The organism is Cohnella sp. OV330 (assembly GCF_900112065.1).
Taxonomy (GTDB): Bacteria; Bacillota; Bacilli; order Paenibacillales; family Paenibacillaceae; genus Cohnella.
In genome coordinates this window covers 175123-199288 of sequence record NZ_FOKE01000012.1, presented here as the reverse complement: position 1 = coordinate 199288, position 24166 = coordinate 175123, and the positions used below count along the sequence as shown (strand labels likewise).

At 58.4% G+C, this 24166-nt stretch carries 21 protein-coding genes and 4 tRNA genes; 22 read left to right on the top strand and 3 right to left on the bottom strand.

Features of this window, described 5'->3' with window-relative positions; all coding sequences use genetic code 11:
- The first annotated feature begins 17 nt into the window (after window positions 1-17).
- Together BM235_RS25400 and BM235_RS25395 are read left to right on the top strand one after the other, a co-directional pair.
- A complete protein-coding gene (locus BM235_RS25400) occupies window positions 18-1466 on the top strand; it encodes a DEAD/DEAH box helicase (protein WP_090117046.1) in 1449 nt (482 codons plus the stop codon).
- Between the two features lie 167 nt (window positions 1467-1633).
- A complete protein-coding gene (locus tag BM235_RS25395; protein WP_090117045.1) occupies window positions 1634-2479 on the top strand; it encodes a hypothetical protein in 846 nt (281 codons plus the stop codon).
- A 21-nt stretch (window positions 2480-2500) separates the two neighbouring features.
- On the opposite strand, the gene BM235_RS25390 is transcribed toward BM235_RS25395, so the two are convergent.
- Entirely contained in the window at window positions 2501-3346 is an 846-nt protein-coding gene (locus BM235_RS25390; RefSeq protein WP_090117044.1) for a WYL domain-containing protein, read from the bottom strand.
- Window positions 3321-4634, bottom strand: coding sequence for a helix-turn-helix transcriptional regulator (locus BM235_RS25385; RefSeq protein ID WP_090117043.1), 1314 nt, complete (start codon window positions 4632-4634; stop codon window positions 3321-3323). The genes BM235_RS25390 and BM235_RS25385 overlap by 26 nt, the downstream gene beginning before the upstream one ends.
- Window positions 4635-5429: 795 nt before the next feature.
- Between BM235_RS25385 and BM235_RS25375 the strand changes: the two genes are divergently transcribed.
- The 16 genes from BM235_RS25375 (at window position 5430) to BM235_RS25305 (ending at window position 19274) form a co-directional block, all read left to right on the top strand.
- A tRNA-His gene (locus BM235_RS25375) sits at window positions 5430-5504 on the top strand.
- A 5-nt stretch (window positions 5505-5509) separates the two neighbouring features.
- Window positions 5510-5583 (top strand) — tRNA-Gln (locus BM235_RS25370).
- A gap of 23 nt (window positions 5584-5606) precedes the next feature.
- Window positions 5607-5684: transfer RNA gene (locus BM235_RS25365), tRNA-Glu, on the top strand.
- A gap of 63 nt (window positions 5685-5747) precedes the next feature.
- Complete coding sequence (locus BM235_RS25360) at window positions 5748-6344, top strand: ribonuclease H-like YkuK family protein (protein WP_090117041.1); 597 nt, start codon at window positions 5748-5750, stop codon at window positions 6342-6344.
- A 118-nt stretch (window positions 6345-6462) separates the two neighbouring features.
- Window positions 6463-6527, top strand: a tRNA-OTHER gene (locus BM235_RS32175).
- A gap of 191 nt (window positions 6528-6718) precedes the next feature.
- Window positions 6719-8218: a TROVE domain-containing protein gene (locus BM235_RS25355; RefSeq protein ID WP_090117040.1), complete on the top strand. Its 1500-nt coding sequence runs from the start codon at window positions 6719-6721 to the stop codon at window positions 8216-8218.
- 18 nt (window positions 8219-8236) lie between these two features.
- Entirely contained in the window at window positions 8237-8698 is a 462-nt protein-coding gene (locus BM235_RS25350) for a DIP1984 family protein (protein WP_090117039.1), read from the top strand.
- 273 nt (window positions 8699-8971) lie between these two features.
- The gene (locus BM235_RS25345; RefSeq protein WP_090117038.1) at window positions 8972-9757 is read left to right on the top strand and encodes a nucleotidyltransferase domain-containing protein; all 786 of its coding nucleotides are present in this window, start codon (window positions 8972-8974) and stop codon (window positions 9755-9757) included.
- A 40-nt stretch (window positions 9758-9797) separates the two neighbouring features.
- Window positions 9798-11024 carry an RtcB family protein gene (locus BM235_RS25340; RefSeq protein ID WP_090117037.1) on the top strand — a complete coding sequence of 409 codons (1227 nt, stop codon included), beginning with the start codon at window positions 9798-9800 and terminating at the stop codon, window positions 11022-11024.
- Window positions 11025-11068: 44 nt separating this feature from the next.
- Window positions 11069-12334 (top strand): class I SAM-dependent methyltransferase, encoded by a 1266-nt coding sequence (locus BM235_RS25335; protein ID WP_090117036.1) that lies wholly within the window; start codon window positions 11069-11071, stop codon window positions 12332-12334.
- Between the two features lie 3 nt (window positions 12335-12337).
- Entirely contained in the window at window positions 12338-14926 is a 2589-nt protein-coding gene (locus tag BM235_RS25330) for a metallophosphoesterase (protein WP_090117035.1), read from the top strand.
- A 133-nt stretch (window positions 14927-15059) separates the two neighbouring features.
- Window positions 15060-15995, top strand: coding sequence for a 5'-nucleotidase (locus tag BM235_RS25325; RefSeq protein ID WP_090117034.1), 936 nt, complete (start codon window positions 15060-15062; stop codon window positions 15993-15995).
- A 23-nt stretch (window positions 15996-16018) separates the two neighbouring features.
- On the top strand, window positions 16019-16918 hold the full coding sequence (locus BM235_RS25320) for a glycoside hydrolase family 43 protein (RefSeq protein ID WP_090117033.1): 900 nt from the start codon (window positions 16019-16021) through the stop codon (window positions 16916-16918).
- 276 nt (window positions 16919-17194) lie between these two features.
- Entirely contained in the window at window positions 17195-17395 is a 201-nt protein-coding gene (locus tag BM235_RS25315) for a cold-shock protein (protein ID WP_090117032.1), read from the top strand.
- Between the two features lie 99 nt (window positions 17396-17494).
- Complete coding sequence (locus BM235_RS25310; protein ID WP_090117031.1) at window positions 17495-17734, top strand: cold-shock protein; 240 nt, start codon at window positions 17495-17497, stop codon at window positions 17732-17734.
- A gap of 151 nt (window positions 17735-17885) precedes the next feature.
- Complete coding sequence (locus BM235_RS25305) at window positions 17886-19274, top strand: MATE family efflux transporter (protein ID WP_090117030.1); 1389 nt, start codon at window positions 17886-17888, stop codon at window positions 19272-19274.
- A gap of 472 nt (window positions 19275-19746) precedes the next feature.
- On the opposite strand, the gene BM235_RS25300 is transcribed toward BM235_RS25305, so the two are convergent.
- Window positions 19747-20577: a sugar phosphate isomerase/epimerase family protein gene (locus BM235_RS25300; protein ID WP_090117029.1), complete on the bottom strand. Its 831-nt coding sequence runs from the start codon at window positions 20575-20577 to the stop codon at window positions 19747-19749.
- A 215-nt stretch (window positions 20578-20792) separates the two neighbouring features.
- On the opposite strand from BM235_RS25300, the gene BM235_RS25295 reads away from it, so the two are divergent.
- The 4 genes from BM235_RS25295 to BM235_RS25280 all read left to right on the top strand — a co-directional run bounded on the left by BM235_RS25295 (window position 20793) and on the right by BM235_RS25280 (window position 24151).
- Window positions 20793-21305 carry an acyl-CoA thioesterase gene (locus BM235_RS25295; protein ID WP_090117028.1) on the top strand — a complete coding sequence of 171 codons (513 nt, stop codon included), beginning with the start codon at window positions 20793-20795 and terminating at the stop codon, window positions 21303-21305.
- A gap of 115 nt (window positions 21306-21420) precedes the next feature.
- Window positions 21421-21825 (top strand): hypothetical protein, encoded by a 405-nt coding sequence (locus BM235_RS25290; RefSeq protein ID WP_090117027.1) that lies wholly within the window; start codon window positions 21421-21423, stop codon window positions 21823-21825.
- Between the two features lie 5 nt (window positions 21826-21830).
- A complete protein-coding gene (locus BM235_RS25285) occupies window positions 21831-22658 on the top strand; it encodes a ribose-phosphate pyrophosphokinase (protein WP_090117026.1) in 828 nt (275 codons plus the stop codon).
- Window positions 22655-24151, top strand: a complete 1497-nt coding sequence (locus BM235_RS25280; protein WP_090117025.1) for a nicotinate phosphoribosyltransferase — start codon at window positions 22655-22657, stop codon at window positions 24149-24151. Before BM235_RS25285 ends, BM235_RS25280 begins: the two co-directional genes overlap by 4 nt.
- Window positions 24152-24166 lie beyond the last annotated feature (15 nt).

Genomic DNA, 24166 nt, shown 5'->3' with positions numbered 1-24166 from the left:
TACAAAGGGGAATCAGAATGAGCGAACCCAGCTTCAACGATTATCAATTAAGCGACGACATACGCCGGGCTTTGGACAGCATGGGTTACACTAAGCCGACGGAAGTGCAAAGCAAAGTCATTCCCGTCGCGCTTCAGAAGAAGGATATGACCGTCAAGTCCCACACGGGAAGCGGGAAGACGGCTGCATACGGAATCCCGATTTGCGAGCTGGTGGAATGGGAAGAGAACCGTCCGCAAGCCTTGATCCTGACGCCGACGCGCGAGCTGGCCGACCAGGTCAAGGAAGATATGATGAACATCGGCCGCTTTAAGCGAATCAAGGCAACCGCGATTTACGGCAAGCAGCCTTTTGCCAGGCAAAAGATTCAGTTGGCGCATAAAAACCATGTCGTCGTCGGTACGCCGGGTCGCGTCATGGATCACATCGAAAGAGAAACGATCGACCTCGAGCAAGTGAAATATCTGGTCATCGATGAAGCCGACGAGATGCTGAGCATGGGATTCATCGAGCAGGTGGAGAAGATTATCCGCGAACTGCCGAAGGATCGCGTGACTCTGCTGTTCTCGGCGACGCTGCCCAAAGATGTCGAACGCCTGTGCCACAAGTATATGAAGCAGCCGCTCGATATCGAGATTCAGACGGAGGGCAGAACGACAAGCCAGATCGAGCATGCGCTCTACACGGTGAAGGACGACGACAAGCTGAATGTGCTCAAGGACGTCGCCACGGTCGAAAATCCGGATAGCTGCATTATTTTTTGCCGGACGCAGGTCAGGGTTGACGTCGTATTCAAGGAACTGCACAAGCACGGATACCCCTGCGATCGCATCCACGGGGGCATGGAGCAGGACAACCGCTCCCAGGTGATGAACGAGTTCAAGCGAGGGGAATTCCGCTATCTGATCGCGACGGATGTCGCGGCCAGAGGGATCGATATCGACAATATTAGTCTTGTCATCAATTACGACTTTCCCCAGGAAAACGAAAGCTACGTGCATCGGACCGGCAGAACCGGACGAGCAGGCAACAGAGGGAAAGCGATCTCCTTCGCCACGCCGAACGAAGAGAAGTTCGTAATCAACGTGGAGCGGTATGTCGGCTTTGAAATTCCGCGGAGGAATAACCCCTCCAAAGACGCGGTGGCATATGCCCAAGCGTCCTTTGATGCGAAGATCAAGAGCAAGGCAGGCGTCAAAAAGGACAGGAGCTCGCGATTGGACGAGGAGATCCTGAAGCTCTACTTCAACGGCGGGAAGAAAAAGAAGATCCGGGCGGTAGACTTCGTCGGCACGATCGCCAAGATCGAAGGCGTAGCGGCGGAGGATATCGGGATCATCACGATCGAGGATAACGTGTCCTATGTGGATATTCTCAACGGCAAAGGCCGCCTGGTGTTGAACAAGATGCAGGAGACGACGATCAAAGGCAAGCTGCTGAAGGTACGCGTAGCGAACAAGAAATAGAAGGTCGTATCAGTCTCGCAGCCAACAAATTTTAGCTTTTCAAGCGCGGGCGAATATGGTTTAATGTACTTAATATTTCCAGCGGTGAAGCACACCCTGGCAGGACGTCCGCGGACGTCTTGTCGGGGTGTTTTGTTTTGCCGGGACATTTTAAGGAGGCGTGAGGCATGAAGCAGGCAAGATTGTACGATCAGCCGGAAGCGTTCGCGGAGATGATGAAGCGGCAGTTGGCGGAAAGTCTGCAGATCGACGTGAGAATGACGGAGGGCGAGCCGCTGCTGCTCGAGATGGACGACAAGATCGGTACGGCGCAGGTCAGTCTGCACGATACCTATCGGATGTATATGGCCGGAGGCGATCTGAATGCCGCGGTCGATTACCTGAACAACATCGTGCGCAATTCAAGGATTGCCGCCGAAAAGAAAGATGAGATCGAGAAGCTCGATCCGTTTTATATTTACCCTGCGCTGCGGGAGGAGGCTTACGCGGAGGCGCTGCGCAAGCAGGCGGGCGGATTGTCGGCGGATCGGCTGCCGGGCCTGCGCGAGATGTATCTCGAGATCAAGGACGGGCTCACGAAGGTGATCACGACGGGTATGCTGGAGATGAATCCGGACGTGCGGGAGGAAGAGCTAAGGAAGATCGCCTACCGGAATCTTCGGCGGGAGGGCTGGCAGGAGCCGCAGATGAGATTGCCCACGCTGCTGGGCAGTTGCAGGCTTGAGGTATACATGCATGATACGCACCCGGCCGAGTGCCAGTTTTTGGATCCGGAATTAAATAAGCATCTCGGACGCAATCCGTATCTGGTCGCGTTCACGAATCGCAAGACAGTGATGGTGCTGCGCGCGGACGAAGCGATGGAGACGCTCCGCCAGGCGCAGCGGCTGGCGGAGGAATCCGGCTTCCGGACGATGGCGAAGCGCAGCGTGGCGCTCATGCCGAGCCCGGTATCGGACCGCGTATATTGGGTGCGGGACGGCAAGGCGGGCCTGCTGCCGCCAAGCAAGTAACGCTGCCTGCCTCGGACAATGTCAGGATGCGGAGTCGGCCTCTTCTTGGGACGGGGCTGCGGGCTGCGGGTCAGGCGTTCTTTCGTATCTCGCCAGCGCCCAAGCCGCCGACTCCTGCATTCGCCTCTGGAGCTGTTCGCCCTCGACGATTCGAACCCGGCGTCCGAGGAACCGGATTTTGGACAGCAGGAACTCGCTCTCGTCGGCCAGGCAGGAGACGCGGATCCGGTATAAGTCCCGATTCTCTTCGTAGCTTACGGTTTTATCGAAGCAGGAGAAGGCATAGAGGATCCGGGAGAGCTCCGCATTGTATTCGCGGACGATCTCGATCACGGCGTGGGTCCGGCGTTCTTCGAGGATCGCGAACGCCCGGCTTCGCAGTGCTTCGGCGCGATCCGGCTGCAGCGCGATGGGCTCCGCGGAGACGATATGCCGCAGCTTGCTCGACATGAGGCCGCGCGCGCTGTACCAGAGCAGGTACCACTCTCGCTTGACCATATTGTATTCCAGCTTGACCGGCAGTCCATTCTGATTCGCTTGGATGCCTCCGTGTTTCAGCCTTGAAGTGAGCCGAATGCCGCGACCTTCCTGGATCATGCGGCGAAGGGGGCGGAGCAGGGGGTGATAAACCTGCCTTTCCCGGCTCTTGGCTTTTTCGGCGATGTATTCGCGGCTCTCGATGGAGATCTCGTCTTGCAGCAGGTCGCGAAGCAGGAACAGCGTCTCCGCGGCGAAGGCATCGGCGGACGCGGGATGCTCGAGCATCGTCTTGAGCCACGAACGCTCGTGTGCCGTGAGGGCGATCGAATCCGCTTCGTCCAGCCGCGATAGAATCTGATAGTTAAAGATCTTCTCGAACGGGTTCATAATAAGCCTGAATCTCCTTCCATTCGGCGACCAGCTCCCGGCGCAGCCATGCCGGCTCCAGCACTTCGCAGCTCGAGCCGAAGCTGCGCAGCCACGGCTTGATCTCGTAGATGCCGTTGACTTCGATCTCGTACAAGAAGGTCGTGTCGGATTCGTCCGTCACGACGCCCCATTGGCCTTGGGCCGCGACGCGTTCGCGCACGAAGTTCGCGCCTGCCCGTCCAGGATTGTAGAATCGCGCCCGTATCTTCACGCGCCTGTGGGTGTCCGTCACCCAACTGTGCTCGAGCTCCTGTTCGACGGCTTCAAGCCGCCGGTCGAAGGTTTCCGCGTCTACGGCATCCCCCAGCGCAATCTGGGTGACGCCCTCCATGCGATACTTCATCGTGCCGAGCCGGGGGCTGTGTCCGATCAGATACCAGCGGCCGTATTGATGGTCGTACACCGCGCGCAGCGGCAGCGTCGTCTCGACGCGGCCCTCCGTCTCGCGCTCGAACAGGGGGTTCGTGTTTTTGGACGCATAGTTCTTTCCCTTTTTGGGCGACAGGTAGAGGAAAGTTAATTTTCTACGCGCCCGAATCGCCTCGAATACCGTGTAGAGATGCGCCTCGTCGAGGATTCGCGTGTGATAGTGATATTTGTACAGGTGGACATCGAAGGTCTCGGGCCCGTATCCCCGCCTCGTCAGCGCCTTCTTCAGCGTATCTCTCAGCAGATAGCCCTGTACGGCGGGCACCTGCGTGTTCGCCATCACGTCGACATAGTCGTAAAGGTCGAGCAGCTCCTCGTCCGCCAGCCGATCGATCAGATCGATGTCGGCACGGTACTTGTACGGTCGTCCGCCGTCCAAGCGGCGAATGACGCCGACCTCTTCCAGATACTTAAGGTCCCCGCGCACGGTCTTCTCGTCGGGACAGGCATAGTCGGACGGCATGCTGTCGCTGCAGGCGTCCAGCAGTTCTTTGGCGGTCAGCGCTTCGCCCTGCAGCAAGCCGATCAGAACCGCGAGCCGGACGCTCTCCGAGTCCTTCAGCGACTTGGATCTGAAGAGGAAGAGCAGCAGCGGGTCCGCGGATTCGTAATGGTTGTAGCGCAGGCCTTCGGCAAGGTCGTCGGTTGCGTCCGAGGACAGCATCGTCCGCATGTCTTTGATGTAGCGCAGCGTCTTGTCGTACGTATGCACGGAGATGCCGAGCCGGTCGGCGAATTGCTGCCTGCTGTAGGCGCCGCCCGCCAGCGCGAGCATGCGAAGAAACTGAACCTCTTTATCGAAGCTTTCCCGTGCCATTCGCGCACCTCCTGCCAATCTTTGCTCCATTGTATCAAGAGAAAAGGCAGGGGAATATGGAAACTTTTTACGCGTTGCCATACTTTCGCCCTGTTCGATCGATGCGAATGCTGCGAAAATCAGGTTGTGAAGCCGAGCCGCAAGGCAGCGGGTTCACGGGATCATGGAGGCGCAAGGAAGGGTTACTTCGACCAAACGCTTTGGTTAGGCCCGATACCTAACCGCTTCGATCCAAACGAGATCGGAGTAACTAACCTTTCCAACCCATTTCCTCCATGATACTTATTCAAGCCGTTTATGGTTGACAGCGTTAAACGCTCGATGCTAGGATTACCAGCAACATACTGAATTGGAGAAAGGAGTGCGGCACATGCGCGACAGAAATTTTATCTATGAACGTCAGTACCATCGTAACCCAATGTCCCAGATTAAAGGCAGCCAGCGAGAGATAGGCTCGTTCAACACGCATGATCTGTATCTCCAATCTCATAAGGGCATTCTTTACAGGCGCAAACCCGCTTCGGTTCGTCGGTTGTTTCCTACAGCCTGACGCCTCCGGCGACGGCATACATATGCGTACCCGTAAAGACTGCTTGTAGCCGAGCGGTCTTTTTCTATGGCTGAATTCAGCCTTAGAGGAAGATCCGAGGGCGACAGGGGTCTTTTTTTTCATCCTTATGGACCCCTGCAAAGTACATACCGCGTCAAGCGATATTAAAAACGAGGAAAGGTAGCGGCGCGCTCCTGCCATAGGGCAGGGGCGGGGCCGACGGCAAAGAAGTGCTTTCTATTATGGAGACCATGGCGAAAAGGCGAACGCAGCGGACTGTGAATCCGCCAGTACCGGTTCGAGTCCGGTTGGTCTCCCCAAACGATGCCCGGTAGCCAAGCGGCAAGGCAGATGACTTTGAATCATCCACCGCAGGTTCGAATCCTGCCCGGGCAGCCACTCGATTTACATTGAACCGCCGCGGCGTGGTGGTGAAACTGGATGAACACACGGGCCTTTCACGTCCGGATCTGCGGGTTCGAGCCCCGTCCACGCCTCCAACTTCATGAACACAATTTTAAATCAGAAAGGAAGAAGCCTGCCTTGCGCTACAGGTGACACTTATGAAAAGACACGTATACCCCATGCTTCACGAACAAGTCTTCCGCAACCTCTCCGAGCAAAATCTGTCGCTGGACGATGTATTCGACCGCATTCAAAGCTTCATGGCTCGCGATCCGCGCGCGGCTTACCAGTTGGTCGTCGGAACGGACGCGCAGGTGCACGCCGGACATACGAAGTTCGTGACGTCCGTCGTGATCCACCGTCCGGGCCGGGGCGCCTGGTTCTGCTATCGCCAAGTGATCGTCCCGCGGGAACTGCGGTCGCTGCGGGAAAAGCTGAGCCTCGAAACGACATATAGCCAGGAGATCGCAGCCTTTTTCGATACCGGGAAGCGAGCGGCGCTAGAGGATATGCTTCTGCCCTATGCCTACCATGGCGCGAGCCTTGCGATGTTCGTCGACATCGACGCAGGCACCGACGCGAGGCGCAACCGGACGTCGGCGATGGTCGCGGAGCTGGTCGGAAGAATCGAAGCGATGGGGTTGTCGGCCAGAGTGAAACCGGAAGCGATCGCGGCTTCGTCCGTTTCCAATCGCTATACGAAAACCCCGTACAGAGGCGCTCTAGCTTCGAAAGCGGCTTCGAATTTCGGATAAATTTACAAGTCGTCATACTTGCGCCATGTTCGCGGCAGCGGATGTGCGCGATGATAAGAGCAAGCAAAGCAATAGCGAATGCAAGATGAAAGCTAAGTTTTCGACGTTCGTTCGTTGAGGCGCATGGAAGGGCTACTTCGACTTTTAATCGGCTTGTCGTTGGTTCGAGTCCAACTCCCGCCTGGCGGGATAGCTCAGATGGTAGAGCAGCATGCCTTTCCGACCTTTTCCTCAACGATTGTAATCAGCAGACGGAGCGAGGCGAACGAGAGGGATACTTCGATATAAGGGACGGACGTGGCCATACGCTGGCCTTCCGCGAACCTTCTCGGCCATGTTCCTCGCTCCGCTCTCTTTTAAGGAGGTTAATTCCCATGAGTTTCGCTAAAAAGCTGTTCTTGGCCGTCCGGCCGACGACGTTCAACCAGGATGGCTATCCCGCCTACGAACGCTCCGCCGAGGAGCGGTACGTGCAGACGCTGGTCACCAATACGATGGGCAACACGTTTTATGCGGACGGTCAGTCGCTGCTGGCCGAAGCCGAAGCGACTCACCGCGAGATGGCGCAGCGCGATCCGCAGTTCATGGCCAAGGCGCTCGTCTATGCGCGGGGCGAAGGCTACATGCGGCTTCAGCCGCTGTACGGCCTTGCGATCCTGTCGGCCTACCGGCCCGACTTGTTCGCGAAGATCTTCCTCAAGGTCGTGCAGATTCCGTCCGACCTGTCCGACTTCCTGACCCTCCTCCAGGGGATGGGCCGGGGCGAGGGCGGCCGGGCCGTGAAGCGGCAGGTTAACCGCTTCTTGGCGGGCGTGTCCGAATACTGGGCCGTCAAGTACAACGGCCGGGGCCGGGGTTACAGCCTCGGCGACGCGATCGCGACGGCGCACCCGAAGCCGGCGGACCTGAAGCAGCAGGCGCTCTACCGGTACCTGCGAAGCCAGGCAGCGAATCTGTCGCTGCTGCCGCAGGTTCATGCGCTGGAGCAGCTGAAGCAGGCGACGACCGAGACTGAGCGGCTGTACTGGATCGAGACGGGTAAGCTGCCGCACGAGGTCGTCACGGGTGCGGTGAAGCCGACCAAGGCGATCTGGGAAGCGCTGATCGGTCAGATGCCGACGTTCGCGCTTCTCCGGCATTTGAACGCGCTCGAGCGGGCCGGCGTGCTGGAGGATCGGCACAATTTGCAGGCGGTGACCGATCGGCTGACCGACCGGCGCGCGCTTGCAAAGGCGAGGATCCTGCCGTTCCGGTTCGCCAAGGCGTTCCGGCAGGTGGCGCATCCGGTTCTGCGGGACGCGCTGCGGGACGCGGCGGAGTATACGTTCGAGCATCTGCCGGATCTTGAGGGCCGCACGGCGATCTTCCTCGACATCTCGGGCTCGATGACCGGCGATTATTTGCAGATCGGCTCAGTGTTCGCGCTAGCCCTGTATAAGAAGACGGAAGGCGACTCGCTGTTCTGGCTATTCGACACCATCGCCGAGGATGCGAAGCCTTCGCGCAGAGACAGCATCCTGTCGCAGGCGGAGCGCATACGGGCGCGAGGCGGCACGGATACGGGCGCGCCGGTGCGCAAGCTGCTGGCGGAGCGCCGCAAGGTCGACCAGATCGTCATCGTCACGGACGAACAGCAGAATGCGGGCAGTCCGTTTTACGAGGCGCTGGCGAAGTACAGGGCTAAGGTCAACCCGGGCGTCAAGGCGTTTATCGTCGACGTCTCGCCTTACAGGGGGGCAATGGTGCCGCAGCAAGATCCCGGTACGTTCTATATCTACGGCTGGAGCGATACGGTGCTGAGCTACATCGCGCAGTCGGCCAAGGGCTACGCGTCCATGGTCGAACGGATCGGGGCATTCGATATCGATAACTAATAGAAGAGGTGCATCAAGATGAAGCTGGCGGAAGCGCTGGTCCGTAGGGCGGACAGCCAGAAAAAAATCGCGCAGCTGCGGCAGCGGCTGGAGCGCGTGGTGAAGGTGCAGGAGGGCGAAACGCCGGCGGAGGATCCGGCCGCGTTGATATCCGAGCTGGAGCAGACGCTCGCCGAGCAGACGGTCTGGGTTCGCCGGATTAACAAGACGAATGCGGCCACGCCGTTTAACGTCGAGTTGAGCATCTCGGACGCGTTGGCGGAGCGGGATCGGCTCATGCAGCATCGCAAGCTGCTCGCCGAGCTGCTCGAGCAGGCGTCGATCAAGCAGGACCGGTTCAGCCGTTCGGAGGTCAAGTTCGAGCGGACGGTGGACGTCGTGCAGATTCAGGCTAGCGTGGATGCGCTGTCCAAATCCTACCGGGAGATGGATTTTCGCATTCAGGAGATGAACTGGACGACGGAACTCATCGAGACGTAGCTGCGAAGGTAGTCCGGATCGGCCGAGGCGTGCACAAAACCCAGCCAACGGGGCAACGTTGGACTCGAACGGACGCGGGGCCATGTCCAACCCTATGAATTATGAGCCCAGCAATGTGACGAGCGTAATGTGCACCAATCAATGTAACCACCGCGTGCAGGTCGGCAGGATTCGGGCGAGGGCGGGAATGGGGAATTTCGCAGCGCAATATGACAGCAGGGCGGAGGCTTCGGCGTATCGGAGCCGCCGTTCTACATAGAGGTGATTTTTAACATGGAAACGATCAGAAAAACAATAGGCGAGCAATTGGAGCGATTGGAGCGGGAAGAGAACGTCCGCATCCTGTATGCATGCGAATCGGGCAGCCGGGCGTGGGGGTTCCCGTCGCAGGACAGCGACTACGACGTGCGGTTCGTTTACGTGCGCGAGCCGGATTGGTATCTGTCGATCTACGATAAAAGAGATGTTATTGAGCGGCCGATCAGCGACAGCCTGGACATCAGCGGCTGGGATCTGCGCAAGGCGCTTAACTTGTACCGCAAGTCCAACCCGCCGCTGCTCGAATGGCTGCAGTCGCCGATCAAGTATGCCGAGCGTTACACCGTGGCAGAGCAACTGCGCGCGATCTCGCCGCTCGCCTTTTCGCCCAAGTCCTGCATGTACCACTACCTGAACATGGCCCGCGGCAACTATCGGACGTACCTGCAGGGCGATCGGGTCAAAATCAAAAAGTACTTCTACGTGCTGCGCCCCGTGCTGGCCTGCGAATGGATCGAGCGGTACGGCGGCATGCCGCCGATGGCGTTCGACGTGCTGACGAACCGGCTTCTCCCGCGGGATGGCGAGCTGTGGCGTACGGTCCAGCAGCTGCTGGATCGCAAGAAGGCGGGCGAGGAGCTCGACTACGAACCGCGGCTCGCCGTCGTCAACGATTATTTGGAGGAGCGGCTGGATCATCTGGAGCGGAGCGCAACCTTGCAGTCTGCGGAGACCGAGCGTTTGGACGAACGGCTGGACGCGCTGTTCCGGTCGGCGCTGCGAGAGGTATGGGGCGCATAGCGGCATTTGCAAACTAAATAAAGGAGCGTAAAGATACAACATGACTTACCAAACGATAGACGGCGTGCGCGTCTGGGGGAAGCCCGACGAGAGCGCGCTGTCGCAAGCCAAAACCTGCGCGTTGCACGGCCACGTCGTTCAGGCGCTGCTGATGGCCGACCACCACAAGGGCTACAGCCAGCCGATCGGCGGCGTGGTCGCGTACGACGGCCAGATCTCGCCTTCCGGCGTGGGTTACGACATCGGCTGCGGCAACAAAGCCGTGCGCACGAATCTGATGGCGAGCGACGTGCTGCCTCACCTGACCGGCATCATGGACCGGATCGCGCGCAAGGTGTCCTTCGGCATCGGCCGCGCCAATAGCGAGCCGGTCGATCACGAGCTGTTCGACGATCCGGATTGGAGCGCGTATGCGGCGATCGGACGGCAGGAGCACGACAAGCTGAAGAAGCTCGCGCGCGATCAGCTCGGCACGGTCGGTAGCGGCAATCATTACGTAGACTTGTTCGTCGAACCCGCCACGGGCCGACTGTGGATCGGCAATCACTTCGGCAGCCGGGGCTTCGGCCATAAGACGGCCAGCGGCTTCCTTAACCTTGCGGCGGGACGCGAATTTCTGGGCAACGCACCCGGCGAAAAGATGGATCAGCCGCCGGTATTGTTTGATCTCGATAGCGAGCTCGGCGATTTGTACTACAGGGCGATGAAGCTGGCCGGCCGTTATGCGTATGCCGGGCGCGACTACGTGATCCGGCAAGTGCTGTCGATCGTGGGCGCGGAGGCGGACTTCGAGGTTCACAATCATCATAACTATGCGTGGCGCGAGACGCACGGCGGCAAGGATACGATCGTCGTTCGCAAAGGCGCTACCCCTTCGGCGCCGGGTCAGCTTGGGTTTATCGGCGGCAGCATGGGCGATATCTCGGTCATCGTGCGCGGGAAGGATACGGCGGAAAATCGCGATTCCTACTATAGCACGGTCCACGGTGCAGGCCGCGTGATGAGCCGCACGCAAGCTGCCGGTAAGATGAACTGGAAGACGCGCACCCGTTCGGGCGGACAAATCTCGCCGGAGCAAATGAAGCGGGCGGTCCGCGAATTCGGCGTCGAGCTGCGGGGCGCAGGGACGGACGAGAGTCCGTTCGTTTATCGCCGGCTGCAGGAGGTGCTGGACGCGCATGCCGAGACGATCCAAGTGCTGCACGTGCTGAAGCCGATCGGGGTGTGCATGGCGGGCGCGGACGAGTTCGATCCGTACAAGGATTAACCGATGCCTCGCCTTTTCGCGTCCCATAGAGAGGATGATTTTCATTGGCCATCGTTCAACTCAAGTCGAGCAACCCGCAGTTTACGTTTTTAATCCGGAAAAATCCCTCCACCGGCATGCAGCTTCGACAAGTACGCCAAGGCATGACCTATGGTTGGTACTCGGACGAGTCGACGTATAACGTTTATTTCAAGGATGCCGACAACGATATTTCTTATAAAAAGCAGGAAGACGAGAGCTTCGAGTACTTGAACGTCTCCAGGTACAATACGCCGCTCTTCCCGTTGAACGCGATCAACGATTACTTTGCGGCGCCGTTCAAAAAGCATGACGACCGGGACGCGGAAGGCTTCGAGCACGCTTTTTTCATCAACATGATTCATATCGACCGGCTGCGGTATATCGATTTTTTTGAAAAGCATCTGACCGAGTATTCCTTCACGCTGGAGCATCGGGCGCACAAAAGCTATGCTCTGACGATCGGCACGCGAAAGAGCCTGTATGGTCTGCTGCATGTCGCAAGCGTGCTGTGCCTGTTTCTGTCGATGTTCGGAGACGAGCAGATCGATATATCGGACGCTGTGCTGGACAAATACATTCCCAGCCTGAACGTCATCGATGCGCCTTTTTACATTCGGAGCTTGTTTGCGAGAAACTTCCTTCATTCGCGAGACCGGTTTAAGAAGTACAAGGCGGATGTGGAGCGGACGGACCGATACGCGATTGAACTGGGATTCGGCGGTACGGCCATGCAGCGGCGCAGCTACATCGCAGGCGTGCTGTCTTTCGACAAACCGATTCTCGACATCGGCTGCGGCGAGGGCTTTTACGCGATCCCTTTTGCGGGCAAGCTCGAGAGCGCTTATTATGCGGTGGACATCGACGAAGAACTGCTGGATACCGTCGCGAGAAAAGCGGCCGCCAAGGAGATCGATAATATCGCGACATACCCATCCCTCGATCGCTTCCTCGAAACGTACAACGACGAGAAGGTCGACGTGATCCTCACGGAAGTCATCGAGCATATGAGCTTGGAGGAGGCAGCAACGCTTATCCGGCAAATCGGGGCCAAGGTCGATTTTGACCGGTTGATCGTGACGACGCCAAACGCGGACTTTAACCGCTATTACGAGCTGGAAGGATTCCGGCATGAAGACCATGAGTGGGAGCTCGGCCAGACGGCGTTCCGGCAATGGTTCGCAGTTACGGTACAAGGGATGCCGCTTGATTGCGAATTCGTTGAAATCGGAGATCGGGTGGATGGCATTCATACGACACAGGGCGTCATCGTCCGGAGAGGGGAGGGATAGCGCATGGAGATGGAGACGCGCGTTCATACGGTATTTATGCTGGTCGGGTCAAGCGAGTGCGGCAAGACGACATTTGCAAAGGAAGTGATGATGCCGCAGCTGCGTCTGACGGATGAGGAGCGGGGCTTGCGCGCCAACGTGCAGTATTTGTCCTCGGACGGCATCCGACAGGAGCTGCTCGGCTACGCCTACGACAAATACGAGCAGCTGATGCTGGAGTCCAGCTCGCATGCGTTTCAGCTGCTATTTGAGCGCCTGAAGCTCGTCACTTCGTTTCCGATTAACGCCGAGTTCGTTATCGTCGATACGATCGGTCTGGCCGAAGATTTCCGCGCCAAGGTGCGGGAGATCGCCCGCGACAACCATTACAATCTCGAAGTCGTGCTGTTCGATTACCGGAAACGCGACGACTACTATGCTTCCGAGCGATCCAAGAAGCTGATCACCGCGCATTTGAACCGGCTTCGCAAGGACGTGCTGCCCGTGCTGTCGCGCGAAGGCTATGACAGGATCCACAAGGTGCGGGCCAAGGATTTCTACTTCCCCGAGGAACGGCGGGCCAACCCGGAATACCGGATCGCGGTGGAAAACTGGAACGCGTACGCGGCGTCGGTGCTGCCCAGGGATGCGGAATATATCGTCGTCGGAGACGTCCACGAGTGCGCCGAGGATTTGCAGGGACTTCTGCTGGAATTCGGCTATCGTATCGAGGACGGCCGCATGGTGCCGACGGATAAAGTAAGGGGCGCGAAGGTTATACTGGTCGGCGACTGGATCGACAAGGGCAAGGATACGCGAGAGATCGTCGAGTTCTTGCATCGCAACAGGGCGCATTTTCTGTTCGTGCTCGGCAACCATGAGAACTTCGTGCTGAAATATATAAACGGAGAGATTAAAGGCGCTGACGTGCAGTTGACGGATGCGTACTTCGACTCCATTCCGGCATTGCAGGCTGACGGGGCATTGTTCCGGAAATTCGCCGAGCTCGTTGAATCGTCCCGACCCTTCTATCGCTATGTCGGCGGCGACGGCAGATCTTCTTTTTATATCACGCATGCGCCTTGCCGCAACGTGCACATCGGCAAGCTCGACACGGACTCCCTGCGCCGACAGCGGAACTTCAGGCTTGACCGCGCGCTTCCTGCGGAGGATCAACTGAATTTTCTGCGAGAAGAAGCGACGGGTAACCATCCTTACCATCTGTTCGGACATGTCGCGGCGAAGAAGAATTTCCAGGTCAAAAACAAGATTCATCTCGATACCGGTTGCGCGCACGGCAATCTGCTTACAGGCGTCCGGATGTCGTATAAGCTGTTTTTCAAAAGCCGCAAATCGCAAACCGCCGCCTTTCACGAGGAGCTGCCGACGCTTTTCCGGGAGGAGAGGAGGGTCAAGCTGTTGGAGCTGGAAGTCGAGTCCGTACGCAGGCTTCGGTATTGCGCCCGCCATCGCATTAACTATATCTCTGGGACGATGTCGCCGGCGGATAAGGATATGGAAGCAGGAGAACTTGAGTCTCTGCGCAGGGGGCTCGAATACTTCGCGGAACGCGGCGTGGGCGAGGTCGTGCTGCAGCCGAAATACATGGGCTCCAGGTGCAATGTGTATCTGCACCGGAACCTCGACGAGTGCAGGGCGGTCAGCCGCAACGGCTATAAAGTCAAGGCCGTAGACATGCAGCCGATTTACGAGCAATTGCTCCGAAAGTTCGGTCCGTACATGTCAGAGCGTGGGATCGCCATGCTGGTTCTCGACGGGGAGCTGCTCCCGTGGAAGGCGCTGGGCGAAGGACTGATCGAACGACAGTTTAGGCCCATCGGGAAAGCGCTGGAGACGGAACTGGACTTCTTGAAACGGCACGGGTTCGAAAAGGCGCTAGGCGAGCTTGTGGAGACCTGGGAGAACAGCGGGTTCGAGCAGGATCAGCATCATGCGACCAAGGAAGCGTTGAACGGGAAATACGGCGCGCATCAGTATCAGACGTATAAGTTCGTCCGCGGCATCCGGGACACGCGCGTGCCCTTGGCGCAGCACGAAGAAGCCTTCGGCGTTTACGAGCGTCAACTTGAGCTGTATGCGGGAGATGCCGAGATCGTTTACAAGCCATTTGCGCTGCTCAAAGAGATCGGCGAGAACGGCGACGAGCGGCTGCCGGAGGGCAAAACTTCGGATAACTATCGCTTCGTGTCGGAGGACGACTATGTGGTGCTGAATCTCGAGCGCCCGGACGCCTATGCAGTCGCCGAACGGTTTTTCGCCAAGCTCACCGTAGAGAACGGCATGGAAGGCATCGTTATCAAGCCGGAGCTTGAGCATCCCGGCACTGTCCCGTATATGAAGGTGCGCAACGCCGGCTATCTGTCGATTATCTATGGCTACGACTACAAGTTCGCGCATAAGTACGGCAAGCTGGTCAAGCAGAAGAACATCGCGTCCAAGCTGCGGACCTCGATGAACGAATTCCGGCTGGGGCAGCAGATGCTCGCGATTAAGCTGTCGGACATCGAACCGGGGAACGAGCAGTTCAATCAGATTGCAGCCAACCTGCTGTTCGAGGTGGCGAAGGAAAAGGAGATTGATCCGCGGCTTTAACGCCGCGCGCGATTTTCAAAATCCGGCCCAGGGTCCTAAACGGGTGTATCGGGTTGTGCCGGCGAAAATTTGATTCTGTTCGATAAACTCGCATGTTTGTTAAACTAGAAGGGTCAAACTCCCGGAGGAACCCATGCCATTTCCCATTGAAGAAAAGTTCGTCGTCGCCGTCGCTTCCAGTGCGCTATTCGACTTGGAAGCGTCGGACAAGGTGTTTAAGGAAAAGGGAGAAGAAGAATACCGGCAGTACCAGCATGCGCACGAGGAGGAGGTGCTGCGTCCCGGCGTCGCCTTCCCGCTGATCAAGCGGTTGCTTATGATCAACGGCGAGGCGCCGGACGACCAGCCGGTCGAGGTCGTGCTGCTGTCGCGCAACGATCCGGATACGGGGCTGCGCGTGTTCAAGTCGATCCAGCATTACGGCCTGCCGATCACGCGCGCGGCGTTCGTCGCGGGACGCAATCCGTTTACGTATATGGACTCGTTTAATGCGTCGTTGTTCCTCTCGGCGGATCCCGACGACGTGCGTTCGGCGATCCGGATGGGGCTGCCTGCGGCGCAGGTGTTTCCGACCGGATTCGTCGACGACGACCGGGAGCAGGAGCTGCGCATCGCCTTCGACTTCGACGGCATTATCGCGGACGACTCCGCGGAAGGCATATTCCAAGCTCAAGGCATGCAAGGCTTCCATGACAGCGAGCGTTTGAACGCGGGAGAGGCGCTCCCGCCGGGACCGCTCTTCCGGTTTTTCAGCGAGGTTAGCCGGCTTCAGCGCCGGGAATGGGAGAAAAAGAAGGCGGACCCCGACTACTCGCCGCGCGTCCGGATCGCCATCGTGACGGCGAGGAACGCGCCGGCCCACGAGCGCGTCGTCACGACGCTGAGGGCCGCCGGCATTCGGGTCGACGACGCCTTCTTCCTCGGCGGCATCGAGAAGGCGCGCGTGCTCAAGGTGTTCCGGCCGCATATTTTCATCGACGATCAGGTCGGCCATATCGAAGGCGTGTCCGGCTATTATCCGACGGCGCACGTGCCGTTCGGGGCGATCAACAGCGTGGCGTCCGTTTAAAACAAGGAAGGAGTGTCTCCCCATTGAAAATGAATAATCCGATCGTACCCGGCTGGTATGCAGACCCCGAGGCCAGAACCTATGCAGGAAAACACTGGATTTTTGCGACGCGCTCCTTTACGGAATATACGATGCAGATGAACCTGGACGCGTTCAGCTCCGACGACCTGGTCCACTGGGACAAACACGAAGGCATTGTAGACATGGCGGATTTCCCATGGATATGGAGAGCGGTCTGGGCGCCGACGCATATCGAGCATCGGGGGCGATATTACCTCGTATTCGCGTCGAACGATATACAGTCGAACGAGGAAACCGGGGGCTTGGAGATCGCAGTAGCGGATCGTCCGGAAGGGCCGTATCGCGGTTACCTCGGGAGGCCGTTGGTGGACAAGTTCATTCATCAGGCGCAGCCGATCGATGCGCATCTGTTCAAGGACGACGATGGAACCGTCTATCTGTACTACGGCGGCTGGGGGCACTGCAACGTCGCGCGAATGAACGAAGAGATGACCGGATTCGTTTCCTTAATGGGCGAAAGCGATGAAGTATTCCGTTCCATTACGCCTGAGGGATATGTGGAAGGTCCTTGCATGATCAAAAAGGACGGGCTTTATTATCTGATGTGGTCCATGGGCGGCTGGACGAACGGCACGTATCGCGTCGCGTACGGCGTGAGCGACAATCCGCTTGGTCCGTTCGAGAATCAAGGCACGATCCTGGAAAGACAAGAGCCGATTGCGGAGGGCCCCGGCCACCACGGCTATCTGCATCTGCAGGAGACGGACGAATGGTTGATCGTATACCATCGCAGAACGATCGGAGACACGGAGCCGGGCAATCGCCGGTTATGCATCGATCGCATGCGGATCGGAGGCGGCACCATCGAACCGGTCGTCATGACCGATACGTGGGAGCGTTGATGTCGCGGTCTTGAACGCGAAGCTTGATGAGAACGAAAAGATGCCAGGTTTCCTCTATGGTTGCCGGGAGGCCTGGTGTCTTATGGATCGAAGCGGCGCCGGCTGCCCGAATTGCTTTTCCCCGTCCTTTATGTTATAGTTTGTTTATTGGGATTTTGACCTCAAATTCATCTATTGCAGAGGGTTATTATTTTGATGACTAACCTTGTGCAATATATGAATTTTTTATTTGGTACCTTAAAATGAGAAACTCATGTAAAATTTGGAGGTGTTTCTATGCAAACAGGAACAGTAAAATGGTTTAACGCAGAAAAAGGATTCGGTTTTATCGAGGTCGAGGGCGGCGAAGACGTATTCGTACACTTCAGCGCGATCACGGGCGAGGGCTTCAAGTCACTGGATGAAGGCCAACGCGTCGAATTCAACGTAGTCCAAGGCAATCGCGGCCAGCAAGCCGAGAACGTCGTAAAACTGTAAATGAAGATTTAAATCCCCGAACGTATCGTTTTGGGGATTTTTTAATGAAGAGGCTTTTGTACGTGGATAGTAGCACGTTCATCTAAGGGGGACGATCCATTGAATTATTCTTGGAATAAACCGTTGGAAAATTTGCCCGAAGAAATGACGACCATCTGGTCCTGCACCCAGGACGCCTGCAAGGGATGGATCCGGGACAACTTTTCGTTCGAGGACGTGCCTACGTGCATGATCTGCAAGTCGGTCATGGTCCGAAGCGAAAAGGTGCTGCCGATTCTGATCTCGTCGGACCACCAGCTCAAGCAGCATCGGAAAAACCAGCGGAAAGCGGCGCTGTAGGCCGTTCCTCGGCGCAAGAAGGCGCTTTTTCCCCATACGCGATCCCAGTCCGCAGCCTGCCGAGGTTGTGGATTTTTCTTTTTGCCACTAGAATAGGACCCGCAGGTATACGCTTGCAAGCATTCTATCATCCGGGAAAAGAAGTGATAAGGTGAGACCGCTTCAGCTCAAGGCGCGGACGCACGCTTATCTGGACAAGCGTTTGACCGGGTCGTCCATGGATTACCGCAAGGTGATCGCATTGTTCATCCCGATCCTGATCGACCAGGCTTTTATCGTAGGCCTCAATCTTGTGAACACTGCCATGATCAGCTCGTCCGGCGTCGCGGCGGTCGGCGCGGTCAGCACCGTCGATTCATTGAACATTTTCCTGATCAACGTCTTCGTCGCCGTAGCGACCGGGGGCACGGTCGTCGTCGCCCAGTACAAGGGCAGCGGCAACGACGGGATGATCTCCAAAGCCGCCGCGGGCACGGTCGCCTCGGTCGCGCTGCTGTCGCTGGGCATCGGTTTGTTGGTAGCCGCTTTGCACGCCCCAGTGCTGCAAGTGCTGTTCGGCAGGGCGTCGCCTGACGTGCTTGACCATGCCCGCGTGTATCTGATCGGCAGCTGCGCGTCCTACCTGGGCATCGGCGTCGTGCAGGCCGTATGCGGCGCGATGCGGGGCATCGGGCGATCACGGGTGTCGTTGATCCTGTCGCTCATTATGAACCTGCTGTACGTGGCGTTGAACTTCGTCTTTATCAACGCGCTCGACATGGGCGTGCTCGGCATGACGATCGCGGTCAACATCGCGCGCTATACGGCCGCCGTCTGCGCGTTGGTGTACATTTTGCGGATCGACAGGTCTCTGCGACTGCGCGTCGGGCAGTTGGTTCGCGTGCCGTGGGACATGCTGAAGAAGATCATGACGATCGGCGTGCCGTTCGCGGCGGAGCAAATGTTTTTTAACGGGGGCAAAATGCTCACCCAGGTGTTCATCGTCAGCATGGGCACCTACGCGCTCGCGGCGAACGCCATCAGCGGCACGATCGCCATGGTATATCAGATTCCGGCCGGCGCGATGTCGCTGACGATCGTCACGGTCGTGGGCCAATGCATCGGCGGCCGCAACGTCGGAGACGCCCGCAAGTTCATCAAGTCGTTTATCTGGCTCTCCTCCTGCTCGTTCGTGGTGATGACCGCCATCCTGATGCCGCTCTTCCATCCGCTGGTGAGCCTGTTCCACCCGCCGGCCGACATCGTGGACGATATCTTCTGGCTGACGCTCATCAATGCGATCGCGCAGATCCCGCTTTGGTCGATCAGTTTCATTCTGCCCGCGGGACTTCGTGCCGCCGGGGATGCGCGGTTCACCTCGATCGCGTCGATGCTGTCGATGTGGCTGTTCCGGATCGTGCTCGGCTACTTGCTGGGAATTACATTCGGACTCGGCATTATCGGGGTATGGCTCGCGATGAACTGCGAATGGGGCGTGCGGGGCATTTTATTCCTGAAGCGGTTCCGCGGGGACAAGTGGTACGCGCGAAAGTTGATATGAAGACTCTCCAAATAAAAAGGATGAGGCAGCGCTGGGCTGCTTCATCCTTTTTTTGCGGTAGAATTCGCGGTTGGCCCAGTGGGAGACCGGAGGCGAGCTGCCATACACTTTTTGCGCGGTAGATCCCAGAAGTCCACTGTTCTGGCCATATCTCCGACTTCTATCGCGCAAAAGTACACGATTGCGATCGCTATCATCTCGTCGTTCCGCCTATCGCGCAAAAGTGCAGGATTTCTCCCGAAACACATTAGATTTCGCCCAAAGAGGCCAGCTATCGTGCGCTTTTGCGCGATAGACCGGAAAAACCCGCCATATTAGCTTTGTATGATGTATTTTTGCACGATGGTATCAGGAACACCTGAATGCATCGCACGAACCGCAAGCCGGCCAGCGCTCAGCCCCGGCGCGCAACCCCAGCGCTCAGCCCCGGCGCGCAACCCCAGCGCTCAGCCCCGGCGCGCAACCCCAGCGCTCAGCCCCGGCGTGCCGTCTCCCGGCCCTCTCGCACAAAGCGCGCCGCGGCTTCCATCTGCGGCACCGCGACGGCTTCCAGCGTGACGAAGCCGTGGGGCTTCTGCGCTTCGAGCTTTTCCCAGAAGCGGGCATAATGCAACTGCCCAAGCCCGGCGGCCGTCTCCCGGACGCCGCCGTCCTCGGCCGGGACCAGATCCTTGGCATGGGCGCTGACGATTCGCGGCCCGAGCAGCCGGAACGCTTCGTCGACGACCCGGTCCTGATCGTCCAGCGTGCGCCCGTTCAGCAGGTTGCACGGATCGAGGACGACGCCGACGCACGACGAAGGGAACCGTTCGATCGCGGCCGCGAGCGTCTCCGGCGTATCGATCAAGTGGCCCTGCGCCGCTTCCAGTCCAATGACGGCGCCCCAGCGCTCGGCTTCCTCGACGAGCTCCTCGAGCGCGCGGTCGAGCAGCGCAGCGTGCTGCGCAAGGCGGCTCGGATCCTGGGGCACGCCGACTTCGGTCGCGACGACGGGCGCGCCGAAGTGTCGCGCGTGACGTAGATGTTCCTTGAACCGGTCCACGTTATAGCGATAGTTGTCCTCATTCAAGTCGATAAGGCTGGCGTAGCAGCCGAGCACGGCGATCCGGACGCCACGGTCCGCGAACGCGCCGCCGATCTCGCTTGCCAGTCCGGGACTAAGCTTGCCGAGAGAAAAGTCGATATCGGAGATGGCCTTGGACAGCGCCAGCTGCACGTACGAGAACCGATGCTCGGCCACCTTCTCGGCCAGCTGCGCATAAGGCAGCGTACCGAGCAGATGCGCCAATATTCCAACCGTCATGGGCTTGCTCCTTTCCTGCGCGCGATGAGCGCGCTTCGCCGTTCATGGCGTTAATCCTAATTCGACGCCGGGCCGCCGCTTCCTCCCTCGCCTCTACGCTCTGCTTTCTTTCTCGATGCTCCGTATTCTCCGCCTTCTCTCTGGCATAACGATCGCCCGGCTGGGGACAATGAGCGAATGCAGACCATACATAGGACGAAGGAGCGTAAGCCGAATTGGAAAAGAAGTTCGTCAAAGAAACCCGCTGCGTCAAAACCTCCAGAGTATTCCCCACCGACGTCAATAATCACGAGACGCTGTTCGGCGGCAGGCTGATGTCCCATATCGACGACATCGCGTCCATCTCCGCCTCCAAGCTGTGCCGGGTCACCGCAGTCACGGCCTCCACGGACTCGGTCGACTTTCTGCTCCCGATCCGGCAGACGGATTCGGTGTCGCTCGAAGCCTTCGTATCGTGGACGGGCAAGCGGTCGATGGAGGTATTCGTCAAAGTGATCCGCGAGGATCTTCGGACGGGCGAGCGCAGGATCGCGGCGACTTCGTTCCTCACGTTCGTGGGACTCGGCGACGACAATAAGCCTGTCTACGTGCCGCAGGTCATTCCGGAGACGGACGAGGAGAAGAAGCTGTTCGAGACCGCGGAGCACCGCAAGGAGATGCGAGCCATTCGGCGGGAACAGAGCAAGGCGTTCGCGGATTTTCTGCTGGCGAAGTATCCTTGGGAATGAGGCGCGCGCCGGTTTTGGCGCTTTTTTTGTTTTTGCGGGCGAACGATCCCTTGACATCTTTTAATATTGTCATTATGATAATATAAAAATGACAGTATAAAGAGGGGCGATCCCGATGGACTTCTATCTGGAAGACGAACACGTCGTTTCCCGGCTGGTGACGGAATGGCGCAAGTACGGCCGGCTCGTCGTGGCGTACGACTACGACAATACCGTGTTCGATTATCATCGCGCAGGCCTCTCGTTCGACGACGTGCCGCGGCTGCTCAGGGAATGTCGGGCGCAAGGCGCCTACCTGGTCGTCTTCACGGCTTGCGGCGAGAGACAGTACCCGGAGATCGCGTCCTACTTGACGGACAACGGCATTCCGTTCGACGCCATCAACGAAGATGCGCCGTTCGTGCCTTCCTCGGGCGGCAGGAAGATCTATTTCAACATTCTGCTCGACGATCGGGCGGGACTGGGCTCGGCCTACCGGTGCCTGCAGGCGGCACTGAACATCATGAAGCGGGGAGCGTGAACGACATGATTCGGCTAAACGGACAGACGCTGGACTTCGAGACTTATCCGAACGGGGAGACGCGGGTGAACGGGGAGCAGATCGGCGCGTTGGCTCTCGCAGAGGACGGCAATCGGATCGCTTTCAAATACGAGACGGACGCGGATCTCATCAAGCTGATGTTCGTCAAAAGCTACCTGGATGACCACGGGCTCGGCCAAGAGGCGGCGCTGGACATCTACTACATGCCGTACAGCCGGATGGACCGGGCGGAGGGGGCGTCGGCGTTTACGCTAAGGTACGCGTCGCGAATGATTAACGCCATGAACTTCGCGCGCGTGACGGTCGTCGAGCCGCATTCGGACGTCACCCTGGCGCTGCTCGACCGCAGCGGCGCGGTGTACCCGACGCTTGATCTGCTGGACCGGGTGACGGCGGAGACCGGATTCGATCCGGCGGCTGATTATCTTTTCTTCCCGGATGCCGGGGCGCAGAAGCGATACGGCCAGATTGAAGGCTTCAGGCAACTGGTCGGCCACAAGGAGAGGGACTTCCGTACGGGGCGCATTCAGAAACTGGATGTCGCAGGCAGCGTCGATCGAACAGGGTTCAAGGCCATCATCATCGACGATCTCTGCTCGTACGGCGGTACGTTCCTGCTAAGCGCAGAGCGGCTTCGCGAACTGGGAGCTTCGCAGATTTACCTGCTCGTGACGCATTGCGAAAACGCGATCCATCAGGGTAAACTGCCGGCTTCGGGATTAATCGAACGCGTATATACGACGGATACGATTTTGGACGGACCAAGCACGGACTTTATTCACATTTATCCGATTGGAGGCATGCTGCCATGACCGCCGCTAACAAAAACTACGTTTACCCGGCCACGCTGCTGTGCGACTTTTACAAAGTGAGTCACAAAAATCAATATCCGCAAGGCACGGAGCTTGTCTACTCGACATGGACGGCGCGCGCGAGCCGGATCGCCGAGATCGACCGAATCGTGGCTTTCGGCTTCCAGGCCTTTATTCAGGAATACCTGATCGATTACTTCAATGAACATTTCTTCGGCAGAGCCAAGGCGGAAGTAGCGGACGAGTACAAGCGCGTCATCCGCTATGCGCTCGGCGAGGCGAATCCCGACGCCGCTCACGTCGAGGCGCTGCACGATCTCGGCTACCTGCCGATCAAGATTAAGGCCGTTAAGGAAGGCAGCCTCGTTCCGGTCAAGGTGCCGATGCTGACGATCGAGAACACGCAGCCCGCGTTTTTCTGGCTCACGAATTACCTGGAGACGCTCATGTCGTGCCAGCTGTGGCTGCCGGCGACGAGCGCGACGCTCGCCTTCGAATACCGCAAGCTGCTCGAGGACTTCGCGCTTCGGACGAACGGCGACGCTTCGGGCGTACCGTTCCAGGGACACGACTTCTCGATGCGGGGCATGGGCTCGCTCGAGGCGGCCAAGGCCAGCGGCGCGGGGCATCTGCTCTCGTTCACCGGCACGGATACGATTCCTGCGATTCTGTATCTCGAGGACCACTACGGCGCCGATATGGAAAAGGAGCTGATCGGCACGTCGATTCCCGCGACCGAGCATAGCGTCATGTGCGCGCACGGCCGGGACGAGGCCGCATCGTACCGTTACCTGATCAAGGACGTGTATCCGAGCGGGTTCGTGTCGATCGTGTCGGATACGTGGGATCTGTGGACCGTCCTCGACGTCGTCATCCGCGGGCTGAAGGACGATATTCTAAGCCGGGACGGCAAGGTCGTCATCCGTCCGGACAGCGGCGATCCGGTCAAGATCATCTGCGGCGATCCCGACGCGGTGGACCCGCTCGCGCGGCGGGGCGTCATCGAGATTTTGTGGGATATTTTCGGCGGCACGACGACCGAACGCGGCTACAAGCAGCTCGACAGCCATATCGGCGCCATCTACGGGGACGCGATCACGATCGCGCGCTGCCGGGAGATCTGCGAGCGGCTCGCGGCCAAGGGCTTCGCGTCGACCAACATGGTGTTCGGCATCGGCTCGTTCACGTACCAGTACAACACGCGAGACACTTTCGGCTACGCGCTCAAGTCGACGTACGCGGTCGTGGACGGCGAGGAGCGGAAGATCTACAAGGATCCGAAGACGGACGCGGGCAAAGTCAAAAAGTCGCAAACGGGGCTCGTGCGCGTCGTCCCGCAGGACGGGGCGATGGTCTGTATTGATAATCTGAACAAGGAAGAATACGATCAATACAACGGGATCGATCTCTTGGAGGACGTGTTCGTCGACGGGCGCCTCGTGCGCGAGCAGACGCTCGGCGACATCAGGGCCAGGCTCCTCGGGAACCTGTAGGACGAAGCGATAGGG